This window comes from Paenibacillus sp. 8b26 (assembly GCF_050626875.1).
Taxonomy (GTDB): Bacteria; Bacillota; Bacilli; order Paenibacillales; family Paenibacillaceae; genus Paenibacillus.
The window spans coordinates 2,158,529-2,175,546 of record NZ_CP192445.1; the positions used below are offsets into that span (position 1 = coordinate 2,158,529).

The 17,018-nt window shown below is 39.1% G+C and carries 15 protein-coding genes; 1 reads left to right on the forward strand and 14 read right to left on the reverse strand.

Going from position 1 to position 17,018, the window contains the following annotated elements:
* Nucleotides 1-653: 653 nt before the first annotated feature.
* The 8 genes from ACQ4MX_RS09750 to ACQ4MX_RS09785 all read right to left on the reverse strand — a co-directional run bounded on the left by ACQ4MX_RS09750 (nucleotide 654) and on the right by ACQ4MX_RS09785 (nucleotide 7,153).
* Nucleotides 654-1,961, reverse strand: a complete 1,308-nt coding sequence (locus ACQ4MX_RS09750) for a phage portal protein (protein WP_431090344.1) — start codon at nucleotides 1,959-1,961, stop codon at nucleotides 654-656.
* Nucleotides 1,962-2,180: 219 nt separating this feature from the next.
* The gene (locus tag ACQ4MX_RS09755; protein WP_431090345.1) at nucleotides 2,181-2,975 is read right to left on the reverse strand and encodes a hypothetical protein; all 795 of its coding nucleotides are present in this window, start codon (nucleotides 2,973-2,975) and stop codon (nucleotides 2,181-2,183) included.
* Between the two features lie 84 nt (nucleotides 2,976-3,059).
* Nucleotides 3,060-3,335 (reverse strand): hypothetical protein, encoded by a 276-nt coding sequence (locus ACQ4MX_RS09760; RefSeq protein WP_404521822.1) that lies wholly within the window; start codon nucleotides 3,333-3,335, stop codon nucleotides 3,060-3,062.
* 116 nt (nucleotides 3,336-3,451) lie between these two features.
* Nucleotides 3,452-5,002 (reverse strand): phage terminase large subunit, encoded by a 1,551-nt coding sequence (terL, locus tag ACQ4MX_RS09765; protein ID WP_431090346.1) that lies wholly within the window; start codon nucleotides 5,000-5,002, stop codon nucleotides 3,452-3,454.
* 176 nt (nucleotides 5,003-5,178) lie between these two features.
* Nucleotides 5,179-6,024: a tyrosine-type recombinase/integrase gene (locus ACQ4MX_RS09770; RefSeq protein ID WP_431090347.1), complete on the reverse strand. Its 846-nt coding sequence runs from the start codon at nucleotides 6,022-6,024 to the stop codon at nucleotides 5,179-5,181.
* Nucleotides 6,025-6,183: 159 nt separating this feature from the next.
* Nucleotides 6,184-6,513: a hypothetical protein gene (locus ACQ4MX_RS09775; protein ID WP_431090348.1), complete on the reverse strand. Its 330-nt coding sequence runs from the start codon at nucleotides 6,511-6,513 to the stop codon at nucleotides 6,184-6,186.
* Complete coding sequence (locus ACQ4MX_RS09780) at nucleotides 6,491-6,925, reverse strand: hypothetical protein (RefSeq protein WP_431090349.1); 435 nt, start codon at nucleotides 6,923-6,925, stop codon at nucleotides 6,491-6,493. Before ACQ4MX_RS09780 ends, ACQ4MX_RS09775 begins: the two co-directional genes overlap by 23 nt.
* A gap of 66 nt (nucleotides 6,926-6,991) precedes the next feature.
* Nucleotides 6,992-7,153, reverse strand: a complete 162-nt coding sequence (locus tag ACQ4MX_RS09785) for a hypothetical protein (RefSeq protein WP_431090350.1) — start codon at nucleotides 7,151-7,153, stop codon at nucleotides 6,992-6,994.
* Between the two features lie 168 nt (nucleotides 7,154-7,321).
* Here ACQ4MX_RS09785 and ACQ4MX_RS09790 point away from each other — a divergent pair, with 168 nt between their 5' ends.
* On the forward strand, nucleotides 7,322-7,582 hold the full coding sequence (locus tag ACQ4MX_RS09790) for a DUF3953 domain-containing protein (RefSeq protein ID WP_044648991.1): 261 nt from the start codon (nucleotides 7,322-7,324) through the stop codon (nucleotides 7,580-7,582).
* Here the strand turns inward: ACQ4MX_RS09790 and ACQ4MX_RS09795 are convergent, their stop codons facing one another.
* The 6 genes from ACQ4MX_RS09795 to ACQ4MX_RS09820 form a co-directional block, all read right to left on the reverse strand.
* Nucleotides 7,583-8,839 (reverse strand): site-specific DNA-methyltransferase, encoded by a 1,257-nt coding sequence (locus ACQ4MX_RS09795; protein WP_431090351.1) that lies wholly within the window; start codon nucleotides 8,837-8,839, stop codon nucleotides 7,583-7,585.
* Between the two features lie 34 nt (nucleotides 8,840-8,873).
* Nucleotides 8,874-9,065, reverse strand: a complete 192-nt coding sequence (locus ACQ4MX_RS09800) for a hypothetical protein (RefSeq protein ID WP_431090352.1) — start codon at nucleotides 9,063-9,065, stop codon at nucleotides 8,874-8,876.
* A gap of 338 nt (nucleotides 9,066-9,403) precedes the next feature.
* Entirely contained in the window at nucleotides 9,404-11,458 is a 2,055-nt protein-coding gene (locus ACQ4MX_RS09805) for a hypothetical protein (protein ID WP_431090353.1), read from the reverse strand.
* A 14-nt stretch (nucleotides 11,459-11,472) separates the two neighbouring features.
* Nucleotides 11,473-11,643 (reverse strand): hypothetical protein, encoded by a 171-nt coding sequence (locus ACQ4MX_RS09810; RefSeq protein WP_431090354.1) that lies wholly within the window; start codon nucleotides 11,641-11,643, stop codon nucleotides 11,473-11,475.
* 95 nt (nucleotides 11,644-11,738) lie between these two features.
* Nucleotides 11,739-12,884 (reverse strand): ParB/RepB/Spo0J family partition protein, encoded by a 1,146-nt coding sequence (locus ACQ4MX_RS09815; protein WP_431090355.1) that lies wholly within the window; start codon nucleotides 12,882-12,884, stop codon nucleotides 11,739-11,741.
* Nucleotides 12,885-12,987: 103 nt separating this feature from the next.
* A complete protein-coding gene (locus ACQ4MX_RS09820) occupies nucleotides 12,988-16,383 on the reverse strand; it encodes an RNA dependent RNA polymerase (protein WP_431090356.1) in 3,396 nt (1,131 codons plus the stop codon).
* Nucleotides 16,384-17,018 lie beyond the last annotated feature (635 nt).

Consider the following 17,018-nt stretch of genomic DNA (forward strand, 5'->3'; position numbering starts at 1 on the left):
ACGAGGAAAAGGTACAAACATACCAACTCCCCACTTTTACCTATTTTTCATCCTTTGTTTATGCGTATTTTGGATAGCCTAATGCGTAACACCGAGTCTGTATAGGTTCGAGCTTTCAAACACGCATATGTATGTTGAATTCGTTTAACGTCATATCTGATACAATAATGTTACGCATTAGAAAACGTAAAAACGAGAAATAGGTACAAACATACCAACTCCTCATTTTGGGTTGTTTTTCATCCTTAGTTTATTGGACTTTTTAAACCTCTAAAGCGTAACATCAAGCCTGTTTTTTCCTCATCTGACGCATCCGTAATTTCGTCTTTTCGTTCGCATTCTTGTCTCTGCATTTATCACAATATTTCTGCCGATTCGAATTTGCTGAAAAAGTAGCCTTACATTTCTGGCAGTTCACCCTCGGTTGCACTGTTTTAAATTCAGATTCTATATTCCGCTCAGACTTATATTCTCGTTCTAACTTTTCATCTATGGGTAAAACCCCATTTTCAAAATAGCTACAACGGGGAAAAGAATCATCTTGAGCAAAAAATACACATGGGCCATCTTGTAAACAGCAATAATTCGGGATGCCATGTTTCGTTCCGAGATAACAAGCACAGCTATTCTTCACGAGCCGCTTGATCCTATTTTTATTCTGCATTCGATTTCTCCTTATCCGTACCAACTAATCGTTGCTGCTCCGCATGAAATTTATTGAATTCCAGCTTGGGATTCTCGACAAACGGAAGCAACGTGAGCAACGTTTCCTGAGAGACCACTTCTTTCAGTTTCACAATCACATCAGCCATCCCAACCAAATCTGTCGGCAAGTTGCGAGTAAACTTCACGGCGATATCCCGATAATCGTATTGCATCCCTTCTTTAATGTGCAGAAAGGTGAAGAAGTTACGCAGACGCTGCTTGATTGCCTTTTCCATCAAAGCTTCCCTCATTGCCACTCGATTCTCCAAATTCAAAAGTTTATTTCTCAGCGCCAAGGAAGACGTATTACTGGCCCAATTCTCATTGAAGTTAACCTGATCCATCATATCGAAGATTTTGCGTTCAATATTGTCCAACTCATTTTTCACAAAAGAATCGTTAATCTGCTTTGTGAGCCAGCTTACTTTCCCTCCAGCCGGAACCTGAATAATGCCCATCTTCTTCATATTCAATAAATCGTCGGCTTCCAACTTGGCATTCTCAATCACCAGATAGGCGTTGCGATGATCTGCGATTTCATTGACCAAATCCGAATTCAGCGAGTTATAGGCATCAAATAAAGAAATCACATCATGGAAGCCACTTTTTCTCTCCGTATTGGCTGGACAGGAGATAAGTGGGACTCTTCCAAAGATGTGATTATGTTTGCCGATATATTTTAATTCAGTTGCTTGGTTCTGCCTACTCCGATTGTGTTTGTCATTGTTGCCGATTGTATAGTGTAGAATTTCATGATCGGTATACACGTCCAAATACATTTGCTTATCGAACCGACGGGTAAATTTATGTAAACCAAGTAATACATTTCGTTCTGCCGTTCCATCTTCCAGTACATAGGCATTCAAAGGAGATAGCACCGTGGCTGAAAACTGACCATCCGAGTCGATATAGTTTAATTCGAAGCTCTCACCGAATATTTCGGATTGTTTCCGAAGCTGTAGATTATGCTCCTTATCCCAATGACTCATATGTATATCTATATTATGTATGGCTTCATCCTGATCCGACTTGGACACATAGTTTACTGGCTTACCGAGCAGATAACCCACTTCATTATCTACAAACTTACGTGGAAAATTGAAGATAAGCTTTTGATTGCTTCGACTTTCTTGCATCGCATAGTTCTTGATAATGGCATGCTGACCATTGTAGTAATCTGAGTATTTCTGTTTGGCTAATACAGCCGATTGGAGTTCGTTTAGACATTCTAATATGATTTGTTCGGTTATTTGCAAATATATACTTCCTTTCAAAATGGGCTAATTATTGGTTGTTAATTTCTTCATAAATAAAAAAACTACCTTTAATAAGGTAGTTCCTTGTTGAACTAAAGTTTCCCATTAGCTCAATTATGCTAGGTTAAGAATAATATTAAGCTATCTCAAAAAGTCTGGATTTGTAATCAGCACAGGATCGTATTCCGTTAATATTCAAATGCTTCATCTCAGATCTCTTTATGCCCAAATGATCGGATTACCTGTCTGTAAAGAAGCCTCAAACGGGCTTCTTAGTACTCGCGCGGGTCGAGAATCAGATCCCTTTAGGTTTCTCTTTACGACCTGAAAAGATTTTGGATAATACAGCTCATCGATTCCCCATATCTTTCGGCTTAGCGAATAAGAAGATTCAAAAATTCGTCCCATCTCCAAATCATGAAATCTTGCATGCTTATGCTTCCGTCCTTCTTTTTCAACACTCATTACTTCTTGGGCGAACGCTACTGAATGAAAAAGCTCGCGATGATCTCTGTCTAGAATACAGAATCCTCGGTCGTTTAACTGATAAGTGTGCCCACCTCCAGATGATAAGAACCACTTATCCTCTCCAGGAAGAGATCTCCCATATTCATCATTAGATACAGTATCTACGAGGAAAATCCCTTGCAGCTTGCTTGCTCCTGATTCAAAAATATCCAGTTCCTTTAAAGCTTTTTCGACCTGATCGGTGGAGAGTGACTTCTCCCCAATTGAAAATAATAATGGGAATTTGTCCTGCCCCAACCGGTCAATGATTCCATAAAAGAAATTTCCTCCTGCGACATTAAAAACCCGGTCTTGATAATAGTAAAAGTCTTCATGCTCGCAAGCGTTCTCCCGCCACTGCTGATAAAGCTCATAGGTTTCGTCATTTACAGATTCTAGTATGTCGATCCCTTCGTCCGTAATTTCCAGCAAGCTTATATCAAAAGGGAGAGGCTTAACATTTCCTTCCTTCACACAATTGCATACTACATAAGCATCCAGACCCATATTCCCGCTCCTTTTAAAGTCCACTGAGTAATTTTTATATCTTCCATTGATCGTTATAAGAAAAAAAGAATAAACTCCGATTAACTAAGCATAATATCCACCCTTTGTAGGATATTCGTGATGTTCAAGATAATGTTTATATATCTTTCCAAATACTTTGATGGCCTTAGCTTGAGATTGGTTGTCATTCTTTAGTTTCACTACTTCACCAATTGGTGCTTGCATCGATATTTCCCCACTTATCAACTTGGGTAGATTAATCTCAAAAATTCCATCTAATTCCTTCAAACAGTTTCCAAATTTATACACAGCAACGGTTCCTCTTATCTCAACTAACTCGTAGTCCAAACAAATGGCCATTTGCATCCCCTTCCCTTGCAACAATACAACAACTAATTGGGTAACTGGTAAGGTTATCCTGCCCATTAGCTTAACAAAATTGGATCAAAATAATGAATGAATATCTAGCGAAAGTCTCAAAATAATAAGCCTCGATCATAAAACTTTAAACTCTTGACCGACTGAATCAATTGAACAGCCCCATATAAACTATCTGGTGCATCATCATATGTACAATTTCGATTGTAATCCTTTATCTGATTATTATATCGAAGGTTATCTGAATTGAACAGAATATGACCCTTCTTCACTTCCGGCTCCAAGCTAATAATACGTTCATGCTTCTGCCCCTTGGAATGGACACTTTCTACGGGTGTATGTATATTCGCCTTCCATAGCTCTTCTTCAAACTTTTGCTTCATATAGCTTTGTGCCTGATTGACTTCAAAACCAAGCTTATCTACAGGGTAAAGCTTTAATTTTTCAATAGCCACTTGAAACAAATCATCCGGCAACAGTTTATAGATTTCGCCGTCGATGACATACATTTGCTTCGTCTTCCTGTGCTGCCCAATAATGGAGACAGCAGAATAGTCATTTTTCTTCCCGGCTTTAATGGCTGGATCAATGTACATGGCAAGTTCCATGTTCTCAAACTCAGGCAACCTGTCCCAATACATGAGATTCTGAAATATGTATTCATCGGTTGAGCGCGGATCGTTCTGTAGCTCTTTATAGAAGCTCTTTTCCCCCATTGCTTGCTTTTTGCACATCAAATAATAATAGTCCAAATACTCGTTCCATAGGATTTTCGTACCCTCCAGCATTTCCTCCTCATTCGCCATAAAAAAAGACAAGGCAGTATTGATCCTGTCCTCGTCTTGCAAGTTATTATATTGTCGTTCCCACTCTGACCACAGATCATCACGCTCTGAAAATTGAAGCACGGCTGCTTTACGAACACTCCTCACACCTGGGATTTTACCTTTGAGCAGATCGGCCATAATATCTTCTTCATTCAAAATGGTTCCACAGATCAGAATATTCGTATCCCTTGTGCCAATAGGCAAAATGACATCCGTAAACGTATTTTTAATCTGTTCTCGTTTGGCTTCGGATCGTGCTGTATCTTCCTTGAGCAAATCATCCATTAGAACCAAGGTAGGACGGTGATGCTTATAGTGAATACCTCTCAAGCTACCGTCGATGCCACGAATCATAATGCAAGAGTCCAATCCACCTTTACTCTTGAGCCATATTTCATTGTTGTTCCAGCGGCTCCCTTTACGAATCCCAAAATCCTCAATCAACATCGTATTCGTTTCTAGCTCATCTTTGATCATATCGAGGAAGGGTAATGCAATCTGCTCTGTTGCTGATATGATTAATGTAAACTGTGATTTATCATATAAAGTCGCATACAGCGGAAATAAAAAAGAACTGATCGTTGACTTTCCGTGTTCCCTTGGGAGTCCGAAGGCCGTAATCAGTCCTGTATGGGCAAGCATATGTCTTAATTCCGTGAATAGCTCTTTGTGAAACTTGCCGAATGCTCGATCAAAATATTTAGGGAAATAGGCCAAGGCGAAAAATTCAATGTCCATCTCACCGATAAGCTTTCTTAGTTCGGAGAAGCTGAATGTCTCGACCAGTTGTTTCATTTTGGGCGGCTTGAAATGCTTCTCCATATACTGCTTAAGCAGCTCAGCTTGGCGCTCATCTTCTTGCTTTATCGTTTCAATTGTTCTGGCTCCTTTCTCAAATTCACTATAAAATCATCACAAAAATTTTTGCACCCTTTGCTGACGGCTCTGTTTTTGCATATAGAAGCCCCCCTCCCAACCACGACAAAAAGAGTGGCCTTTCACCACTCGATATTTGCCAAGGTTAGTTCCATATCCTGCTGCGTGGTTAGTGTATAGATATTGGTGGTCGCTACGTGATCATGTCCGAGGATTTGCTGGATAGTCGTCAATGGAGTCGTTTTGACCAGCTTATAGCCAAGCGTATGTCTGAGCATATGGGGTGTAACCTTTACGTTGATCCGATCCCCATACTTATTCAAAATCAGGTTGATCGCATTTCGTTCCAATACTCCACGCTGGCCAATACATAAATATTCTGATTCCACTTGTGGCCTGACTTCGAGATATCGGGTAATGGCTTTTCGTACATCCTTATTCAATGGTATGTTTCGTATAGAATTTCCCTTACCAAGTACCTTCAATAATCCTTTACGTTCACTTATTTCAATATCCTTCAACTTGATGCCAACCAATTCGCTTACTCGTATGCCAGTCCCAATCAATAATTCGATCATACAAATGTGCATCCGATTGCCCATACGGTGAATTTCATTCCGCAGCTTCCACAAATCCTTTTCCGCTAACCCTTTGTATTGCCGAACGACCTTGTTCCTGACTGCTTCGATATGTATTTCTTCCTTAATATACCCCTGCTGGTGCATCCACCGGGAAAATACGTTGATACTGGCGATCTTACGGTTAATGGTCAGTACTGCTTGGTTGGTGCTTTGCAGATATTTCTTGTATTCTACGCCATCTAGTTCAATCCACTTGTCCAGTCCATATTCCGTCTTGCCCCGATACCAGACTATAAACTGCAACACATCCCTAATATAGCAGGAAACCGTATTTTCACTCCGATCCTTGCTTCGTAAATGTACTTCAAACCCTTGAATATACTTCATTTCCCCCCCACCCTTCGCTTCGTGTGTCACATCATAGCGTTGATTCGAGGGAAAGTCCACTGATTGCATAACTTATCTTATGCACTGATTCTGGCTACTTTTGGGGCTAATTCAGGGCTGAAACTGGCGTTTATCTATACAAATACTGACGGCATAACGTTATAGCTGCGAGTTATCCGGCTCCATATATCCTTCCTCAACCTCGACCGATTCCTCAACAGCTTCATAGTCGGCATCCACTACATCGGCTTCAATCATATCCAGAAATAGTTGCTTCCGTTCCTGTTCCAGTGCTTTCGTATTTACCAGCAATTCACGTCGATCATTCCACTCGTTAGGTGCACGGTTCTTTAAGTAGAAGATCATCGCTGTCGGATTGGGAGGCTGATATCGTTTCACTTTCTCAATGCGCGTCTTCTTTTTTCCATTTTTGTCCTCTTCAATAATCGTTTTTATTTCTTCATATTCATACCCCGTAGCGGCTTTCAAAAGTGAATTTTCTACGTGGGATAGGGACAGATCTGCTCCATTTGACTAGTTCAGCCAGTATCGGATGTTTATCTATATACTCGTACCAAGTCGTTTTACCAATGTCGAGTTTCTTGATGATATCCTCTGCATTCATACCTTCTTCGAACCATTTTTGAATCTCCGCTAACCGAGGATATACATGTGTTTCCCACTTGGTTGGACGTTCCAATACTTCAGCAAATTTTGGATGCTTCCTGCGATAATCGCCTAATGTCCAAATGTGAATATTTAGCCGTTTCGCAATCTCCTCATCTGTGGCTCCTTCACGTACCCAAACGGGAATATCCTTGAGCCTTGGCACAACAAATTGATCATATTTGGTTAGTATCCTTGGCTTATTTCTTTTGGGTTTTTCATTATTTTTGCTCATTCTGCTCACCTCCATCACGAAAAAAAGGGAACAAGCTATAATAGCCCATTCCTCATATGTATCAGCTTACCTTTCCAACTCAGCCTCGTAAAACAATTCGATATCTTCAATTACCTTCTGAATCAGCTCATTGTCCTCTTGAGCTTCCTTAGCACCTAGCACATTTACCTTTTCAGCTTGCATGCCCTTCAGGAATCGAATCACCATGTTCACTTTTGCCTTACCCAATTGAATCACCCTCTCGGTTTAGTCAGCACATGATACCTCTGACCTTGCCGACTCAGCAACTACTTCATCATAACCATACTACTTACCATTCCGAATCAAATAGTTGTATAATATTGTATAAAGGGGTTACACCGAATAATACGGTATATGAAGTGGGGGAATTTACCTATGCTTAAAAAACTGAATATCTATCAAGTTCTTAAATTTGTATGTGCCGCTGTTGTTATAATCACGTCCCTTTGGTCACTTGCTTATCCCGGCGACCATATTCTATTCAAATTCTCACAATTTTTCCTCGGTCTCATGTTTTTATTTTCTGGCTTCTCAGAACTTAAGGCAAATCGAAAAACTTACGCAATAATTAGCTTCAGTGTCTCCTTGTTTTCTATTTTGGTATTTATAACTACACTTTTATCAAGAAAAGGTTAACTACACGCACTCTAATTCTGACTCAGCAACAATTTCATGATAGTCATATCGCTTGCCCTCCCGAATTAAATACACGCCATTATCGCTACCAACGTCGGCAATATATCGCTTCACAATCAAATCTACATATTTGGGATCAAGCTCACTCGTATAGCAAATCCGGTCGGTATCTTCACAAGCAATTAACGTTGAACCTGAACCACCAAATGGGTCAAATACAATATCACCAAGCTTACTGGAATTCTTGATCGGGTAACTAATCAGGGGAATTGGCTTCATCGTGGGATGGTACTCATTGCGGAAGGGGCGATCAAATTGCCATAAGGTTGTTTGCTTACGATCACTATTCCAGTAGTGTCCACCTGTCGGCTTCCAACCATATAATACGGGTTCGTGCATCCAGTGATAATCTTGTCTACCCATTACCATCGCTTGCTTAGCCCATATGCAGCATTGTGACAGTTTGAATCCAGCTTCAATAAATGCCTTCCTAAAATTCAAACCTTCACTATCTGCATGGAACACATAAATACTTGCTCCGTCATCAGCTATTTCAAACATTTGAGTATAAGCAGCCAATAAGAAATCATAAAACTGGTTATTGTCCATTTTATCGTTTTCAATTTTCAGCGCATCCTTGGTCTTTCCTGTATAGTCCACATTATAAGGTGGATCGGTCACAATAAGCTGAGCCTTCTTGCCATCCATTAATGTTGCGATATCCTGCGGATTAGTCGAGTCTCCACAGATGAGCCTATGCTTACCAAGTAGCCAAATGTCACCTTTACGAGTGATCGGATGTTCAGGTAGCGCTTCTTCTACATCAAAATCTTCCTCATCATCCATGGATTCTTCATGTAATGTATCCAACAACTTCTCCGCTTCAGACCAATCAAAGCCAGTTAGCTCAATATTATATTCTGCATCTTTTAACTCATCTAATAATCCAGCCAATGCTTCAAAGTCCCATTCCCCTGTAATTTTGTTAAGCGCTATGTTCAGGGCTTTCTCTTTCGACTTATTCACATCGACTATGACACAATCGACTTCAGCATAACCAAGTGCCTTCAGTACTTTAGCACGTTGATGACCTCCCACGATGGTATAATCGCTATTACAAATAATTGGTTCACAATAACCGAATTCCATTACACTATTCCTGATCTTTTCAAACTCTGGATCACCCGCTTTTAAATCCTTCCTTGGATTATATTCCGCATGTACCAGTTGATCGATCTTCAATTTCATCCATTTCATTTATATCACTTGCTCCTTTATGTCTACAGCTTTCTCATTGTTTCTGGCGTTTTTTATGTATGGTATGGGTATTTCTACGTTTACGAATTTCATTTCCACTCCACTTGCTCCCCCTTTCTACCTTCATTTTTAAAAATACTGCAATCCACATCCAGGTGTAAACCACACCAACCACAGTGATAACTCGTAATATTTCTATAATTATTGCTTGTAACATTAATAGCATTTATATTGCTCCTCTCTATATAAAAAAGGAACCCTAGCTTATGGCCAGAGTTCTCGTGTTATCGAATTTGTAATTGTAAACCTGCACATTGTGTCACGTGACACATTTCAAAATTTTGTGAGCCCTATTCTCCAATTCTGAGTTCAAGTGCCTACCGCGCAACGATGGACCTGTTGCTTGCTTGTCCCCCCAATCCAAGGAAAACCATCTTGGATATGGAGGTACTCAACTGGAAACCTTCCTTTTAAAGAACTACATAACCCTTTTCCTAAAACTAAGCTAAGTTTAATGAACTGACCCCAGTTTCCCCTATATATAGAGAAGTGGGGTCACGTCTATTATGAACCAAATATCTGATATTCGTAATGCTTGTTAATCGTTGAAATATACTTGGTATTTGAGCTATACCGATCTTGTTTTTCATAAATGATATATCCGTATTGTGCAAAAACTTTATTGATCATCTCTTTCTTGTTAACCCAATTATTATTTTTGGATAGCCATTTTCTAAACTTTTCCCCAATACTGTCTGTTCCCTTCTGAATACTACTGACAGGTAGCGGCAACTGATTAAAATAGGTTGAATTCTCCCAAATCCATTGATGTATTTCCTGTGCAAAGTTACGAATGGTATCTCCACGACTGTATAATGATTCATCATTGATGCGGTTATAGGTATACTTCATTTTTCCATGCATATACCAATTATTAATCTCCCAGAACATCGGTTGAACTGTAGCTATGTCTTTCTCATTTTGGTTAAATGCAACATATATGTGAATGGGCGTATCTTCATTAATTTTTCTTAACGCTGTCCGATGCACAATTTGCAAAAACTCAGCGTACAATTCCCCTCGATACACCATCTCTAACTTTTCATCTTCAAACCAATTCAAATCATCTTCTTCGCTCATTTTTAGTGAAACCTTGTCTCCATAAATCGATATTGCAATGATTTTATAGTAGTCGGGATTCATTCGAGGCAGACTGGTCAAATACATCGCTGTCTTATCTTTAAGCTGATTTTTCCCTGTTGTGTTCATTAAGTTAATAGGCCGAGTATGATCACTTACTTTTTCTTCAAAGGAATCCTGCTGCTCTGTTCCAATGGCTCCTAATTTTTTGTAGATTGGGATGTCAAATTTCGTTGGCAATATGAATAAATCTAAATGCTTCTGCTTTAACTCAAGTATCCGTTCCGTAATTGCTTTTTGAGTAGTATGGCCCTTCTTCAAACGACTATTTTTTGAAGTATTAATTACATCTTGGCATATGTTTAGCCGAGCGTATTGATTATAATTCTGAATAATCTTTGCTTTAAAACCTATGTATTGTCTACTGTTCATTTTAGCAGTTCCATCTAGGACAAGCATATTTAACTTCAGTTTGCCATAGTGGATACGTTCTGAAACGATAATTTTTCTACCTGTCAAACCATTTTGCTCATAGTCGTCAATTCTTCCAAGTCTGGATCTCTTACATAACTTTTCAAAGTGAATCATTTTCTTGTACGCTTCAATTTTACTTTTGGATTCAGCATTAGCCTTTATGGATTGAATGGCATTTAGAATACTATTCATTTTGTCATCTTTGGTTTTCGTCATAAGAGCCGTTGTTACATCTGAAGTGTTTTCGACGAGTTGGTTTGCAATTAAATGAAGAATATACGTTTTTAAAACTTGAGCTTGAAAAGGCTGCATTTTTAAAACAAACGACAGCGTATTAAACCAATCTAATGCATTATCCCAACTGTCAATTCCGAAAATCGATGCGTTGACAAAGGAAGGTTTCTCATCAACGATCAATAATCGTTGTCGGGTGCATACATAATTGTGAGTATCAAGAGCATCGTAGCTACTAAACCCATTCATGCGATACTGCTTCCAACTCTTATACATTTGAGCATTTCCATATCCAAGAGCCAGATTATCGAGTCTACTATGAGTAATAATGATAATTTGATGATAACAAACATATGATTCAATATCTTCTTTATTGGCAGCTCTCACACTGACAATACAATGCTCATCAAATTTCTTCAATTCATTGAATACTTCTTCAGCCATCCCATTCTCCCGAATGACTAATAAGACTGGAATCTTCTTCTTCAAATAAGTTTCAGATACAAGCCACTTCAAGAAACAAATTAATACGGTTGTTTTACCATGCCCCATACTCGCGTTGCAGAGCCATTTTACAGCTGAATCAGGCTTTTCTACCCGGTTATTATTTTTAAATTCTACATATTGATGATACTGTTTGGTGTACTCGTCATATAAATCTAGAAATACGTTTGCAATATCCTGAAATGCTTCCTTATGTACATTTTGTTTATGTTCTTCAGTTAAATAATTATACATTTGTTCAATTTCACAATCCCGATTCACTGCCAAATCAGATTCACTCCTTATATATTCAGTTGCTTAATTTCCTCTAAAGCCTGTTGAAATTCTTCATTAATAGCGTACAGCCAAAACTTTTGATGCTTCTCAATCGTCAAAGCGCGAGTAATGTACCGAATATTTTTATCCTGCAATTTCCGCATCATCTGACCATCATAACAATAAAAATAGCTCATTCAAATTCACTCCTCTCATTGGAAATCACACCAATACATTAGGTGTCACCCAAGCGCCCGTGTTAACAGGCGCTATATGTGTCACGTGACACTATTTACTCCATGGCCAGCAAGTCATCCAGTATGTCATCCATTGAAACATGATTCTCTTTGGCAATATGATCTAATTGTTGCTTATAAAATTTGATTTCTTCCGTTAACGTTTCCAATGATTTTCCCTCTAAAGCATCGCTGTAATTTTTACATCTTTTCAATTCATCTTGAAAGCTATGTACATTCCATTTTTCTTCGATGTTGATATCAGAGTGAAAGAGTTCATTTCGCATCTCATCCCAAAATTTTTCAACCATCCACGGTCTGAATTCGGAATCAAAGTGATCTTTATTTTTTTCCAAATCATAAACAACTGCAAAATCAATATCTTCTTCTGTTATGTTGGAGATATGAAGATGATTGATAATACAATTCATTTGAGCGGTTAAAGCGAATCCTCTATTTTTAGAAACAACCACAGAGCCAAGTCCCTTATAATTCAAAATAGGCGAGATTATTAAATCATAATGCCAACCACCCACCCAACTTTTGACTTCGTTTACGGTTAGTTTTTCTTTTTTTATGTCATGTTTCTCCCAAAAGGAACTATGAAATTTCCATTGATAGTTTTCAAAATGACTTTCTTCTCTCTGTGAACCGTCTTCATGAATGAATTTTAATGTCGGTTTATTATTTAGCAATCTATTCAAAAACGATTCCATTTTCAATAGTTGTTTGGCATGACCGTCCGAAATATATCCTTCTGCAATCCAGTCATGAATAAAAGGTAATAATTTCAATAATCTCAAACGGCTTGTAACAAAAGCTCTGTTTTTGCTCACTTTTTTGGCAATTTGATCATGCGTGTATCCTCTTTGTACATACTCATAAAATGCATGAGCTTCTTCAATAGGGGTCATTTGTTCCCGTTGGATATTTTCAATGACAGATAGATGAAAAGCTTCCTCATCGTTTAATTCCTTTACTTTCACTGCAATTGTATCCAGTCCAGCCATTTGACTTGCTCGATATCTGCGCTCCCCCTGAACAATTTCATACTGACTTCCCAGTGGTCTGACCAATATAGCTTCCTGTAATCCATCGCTTAGAATAGATGCTGCCAGTTCCTGCAAAGACTCCTCGTTAAAATGCTTGCGTGGCTGATTCGGGTTGGTAACGATCTGGCTTAATTTTAATGTGATGTTCAAATGATGATATCTCCCTTATGTTTGGATTCGTATATATAACGTTCTAGCTGTCACCCAAGCGCCCGTGTTAACAGGCGCCTATCATGACAGCAAATGATTCACGTTAGTCGATATGGACTATCGCCTTAAAGCTCGATTTCGTGACTTTCTCGATAGATAAAAATTCAATTTCTGTACCATCAAAATCCAGTAAGGATAACCCCTCATCTCGACGAATGGCCTGATCTCTCGGAATTATACATTTCCTTTCTCCATGCTCATCTACAATATGAACATATCCATACTCGACCACCTGAATCCGCAATTTCTTACCCAACACATCGTCAGCTATCAACTGGGATTCTTCCTCCGACTTTTTCAATGTGCTGAAGCCAAGCGAATAATTCCTCAATGTTCGTCTTGTACTTCTCCCATCCAACAGAGAAGGCGTATTACTGGTTTGTACTACGGTTTCCCGTTCAGCTTCATACCCGATAAAGAATTGTCCCATAATTTCAAATAATGAATACACACCGTCTGGCACATAGAATGGAAACTCCACATTATCTATTGTAGCCATGCCAGCTTGAACGGTAAGCTTCTTGCCTTCTACATTCCGATTCGTAAGCCGATTCACCCTTCGTACTTCCTTCTTCAATACATTTTCATGCTGCTTTAGATTTTCCAGTAGTCCATCTACAAACAACCATGCAAAGGAGTACGTTCCATAATTTTGATAAGCGATCTCCACAGCTACACTGGCAAGTATCGAAGGATAAGGGCAGATCTCTTCACACTGAGCTTTGTATTTTTCTCTTAACTTGGCGTATTCAGCACTGATCGCTTTCCGAGTATCATTATCTCGTTCCCATTTTTTCAGTTCATTAAATTGCTTTCGACGATGATTAATGGGATTTTTCTGCTCGTTGTATTCTTTATACAGCGGTTCAATACGAGCTAGATAGTTCAGAAACTTCTGCTGGCTAACCTTCCTCATATCCTGTAACAGTTGTCTCGTACTTTCGATGCTGAAAATAGACTGATCCAATTTACCGTCTTTCATCTGGAACTTGTCATCTATGTACTTTTCTGCCTTGACACAAAATTGATTAAACGGCGATTTCATCGAGTGCTGATAATCCTCGGCTTTGCCACCATTCACAAAACGAAAGAAATATGGCATCTGGATAGCCAGACGATCCAGCACATATGGGATCTCTACTTCTAGTCCATTTTTGGTCGCATCAATGATTTGACCTTGGAGAAATTTTAAGACTGAGTTTTCCAAAACGCGTGCTTGCAGGCTTCCTTCCTCCAAAGCCAGATTCTGAAAATACGTATTCACATTCGTACATCTACCCGTCAGGTTATGCAGGCTCTTCAATTCCATCTTGATGATACTATCCATATGATTCGGTACTGGAGCAGCTACTTTTTTATCATCTTCATTGATGATCGTAGGAGCATCGATCACGGCTGAGAGTATAGTTGGATCGTTGGTACAGAGAGCCGTATCTCCATCCACATCTCCTAGTCCAAGTCTTGCCAGTGTTAAATCACAACAGTTCAGCACAATCACATTGTCTAAATGGCGCGTATATCGGTTATGTACGTGTACAAAATCTAGCTTACCGACTTCATTAAATATCGTTAACGGTGAGCGAAATAGCGCATGCATTCCCTGTTTCCGATTCATAAAAGCCTGGTTGTTCTTCAGCACACCTGTTATTGGATATCCGCTGGCATGCTCCATGAATGAAATCGGGTCATTGGTCAAATAAAAGTAGCTTCCACGAATTGGGATACGACCTTTCAACATATCCTGTACCTTCTGCATGGCTTGCTTCACGATGAATTTGCGGACATTACCGTCATACAGCATCCGTTCATTCAAATCGATGGCTTGGATAATTTCATTTATAAATTGTTTCTTCTGGCCCCGTTCTATTTCATCTTCCTGTTCGTCGGGTTCCTCGTCTACATCTTTAGTTTCATCGTCTTCCTGGACTAGCATATGTAGGAACGCTTTTGTGTACGCGATATCTCGAAGCCACTTTCCATGGATGTCATTCTTTTGTCCATGTAATACTCGTTTGATGACATCCATTAGAGGCGTAGCTAATTGATATAAATCGTTCAGTGTAAGATTCAACGCGTGAATATATTGGTATGTTAGTGGTGTGTAGGCGTTCATTTGGTATGCTGGTTTCGAATAATTGGCGACCCAGAAATTGTTATGATTATGTACTTTCAGTAATTCTTCATATTCTGTTATGTCTTCAAACAAACACTTCGGCTTATCTTCTCCCTCATTATATAGATGCCATGCTTTGAAGCAGGATTTGGTGAGGATGAGATCAATAGGACGACCCTGTTTGTCGATGATCGGCTGTGATTCACCAAAAACATCTTTTATTTCTGTGATGCTATTTTCCTTGAACCATTTCATCAGATCGAATCGAATAAAGTTACCTTTAATATATGGAAGTCTTCCCTGAACTGCATTGGGTGAATAGGATAGGTTCAGATGTTGTCCAATACGCTCGGCAAACTGGAAACTCATTAAACCTTGACCATCGAAAAACTGAACATTCTTATTTTTATAACTTGGGTACTCGACTCGCTTAAATCCGATGGACTCTTCATTGATCGCTATGATTGGGATTTCTTCCGTTTGCTCGATGGAATAGCAAGGGTACAAATCATCGTACATAACTGAGCGAGCAGGGAAAGGAATTGCTTCTAGCTTCACACGACGATTATGTTTATTCCATCCATTGAAAGTTTTATACCCTGATTGATCAGGAACAGACTTTGTGCGGCTATTCCACGAGATCGTTTTATTCGGTATACGTTCTAACTTATGTAATTGTTCCTTGGATGGTTTTAATTCTTTCTTCGCTTTGAAATATTCACGTTGCTTCGTCTTTTCATCGAATATCAACTTCTGTTGCTCCAAATCTTCAGCACATTTTTCCACTTTCCATACATCCTCGATAATCGTATCCTTTTCATAATCTGGAATAACGACGATACGTGGAATATACGGGACTGGTTGTGCTGCTGAACGACTCACACCCAATGCTGCTTCCCACTTATGGATATTGGTGAGTGGTGGCAATTTGCCGAGTGTAATGTGTTTATACAGATCTGCGACATACTTTTCCTGGATAAATTCTGTTCTCTGTGTACGTCCCATAGCAGGTGATTTAATTGAACGAACATATTTCCTTCCATTATAGTAGATGCCCTCTCGTAATATACGTTCAAACAGAGCAAGTTGGGATGGATCATCTTCGTCAATTTGATCAGCTCTGAGCATAAAGATGACTTCGGTAACATCAGGGGAAGGATCACGTTCTGCTACAACTCGTTTGAGTTGATCGAGATAGATGCTATTTGATACGGTGATGGTACGAGTGCTGGAATGCGGTGCGTAAAGTTGGTTGCCTACATGAGTAATCTCATTAAAATGAAACAGTTTGATTTGGTATTGATTTCGTGTTGGATTAGTGGTCAAATTTTAGCCTCCTATTTTGTAGTTTGTGCGATATGGTTGTGAACGTTTCATTCTTGGTGGAGCATGTATCTGTGTAATAAATAGAAACAAACGTTCCTGTTAATTATACCGAATGCATGTTCTCACTTCAAGAGTTAAGTTCAGAAATTTGTTAATAGAGAGAATAAGACTTCAAACACCTAGGGATAAAAATACTTGTCATAATGTTTCTGAAACAAATTATGGCTCTTCGCTATACTGGGTGGTTAATGACACGTTTGATAGGTTAATAGAGCGATTTGACATGGAGCCTCTACGGGCATGAGTACTCGCGAAAGCCGCGAAGCATAGGAACTTCGCGATGCTAACCAGCTAATCTGCCCGCCCTCCATATAAAATCGCAGTCTATTTTACCCATGCCGAATAGCGAGGAGGCCAAATTATACTGTACTTCTATTCTGCTATAACAACTTGAAGTACAACAAAAAGACCCAGCTTTTGCTAGGTCTCTGAATTTGAGAATTTTAGCGTCAACTTGATAGAATCTTAAAAAATTCAGTACAAAAGGATTTGTCCGCCCACTCATATGGAAGCAAAAAGAATGTGAATTGATGATTTTCAGGCTTTATGTCCACTCAAGTACATCAGAAGTTAAT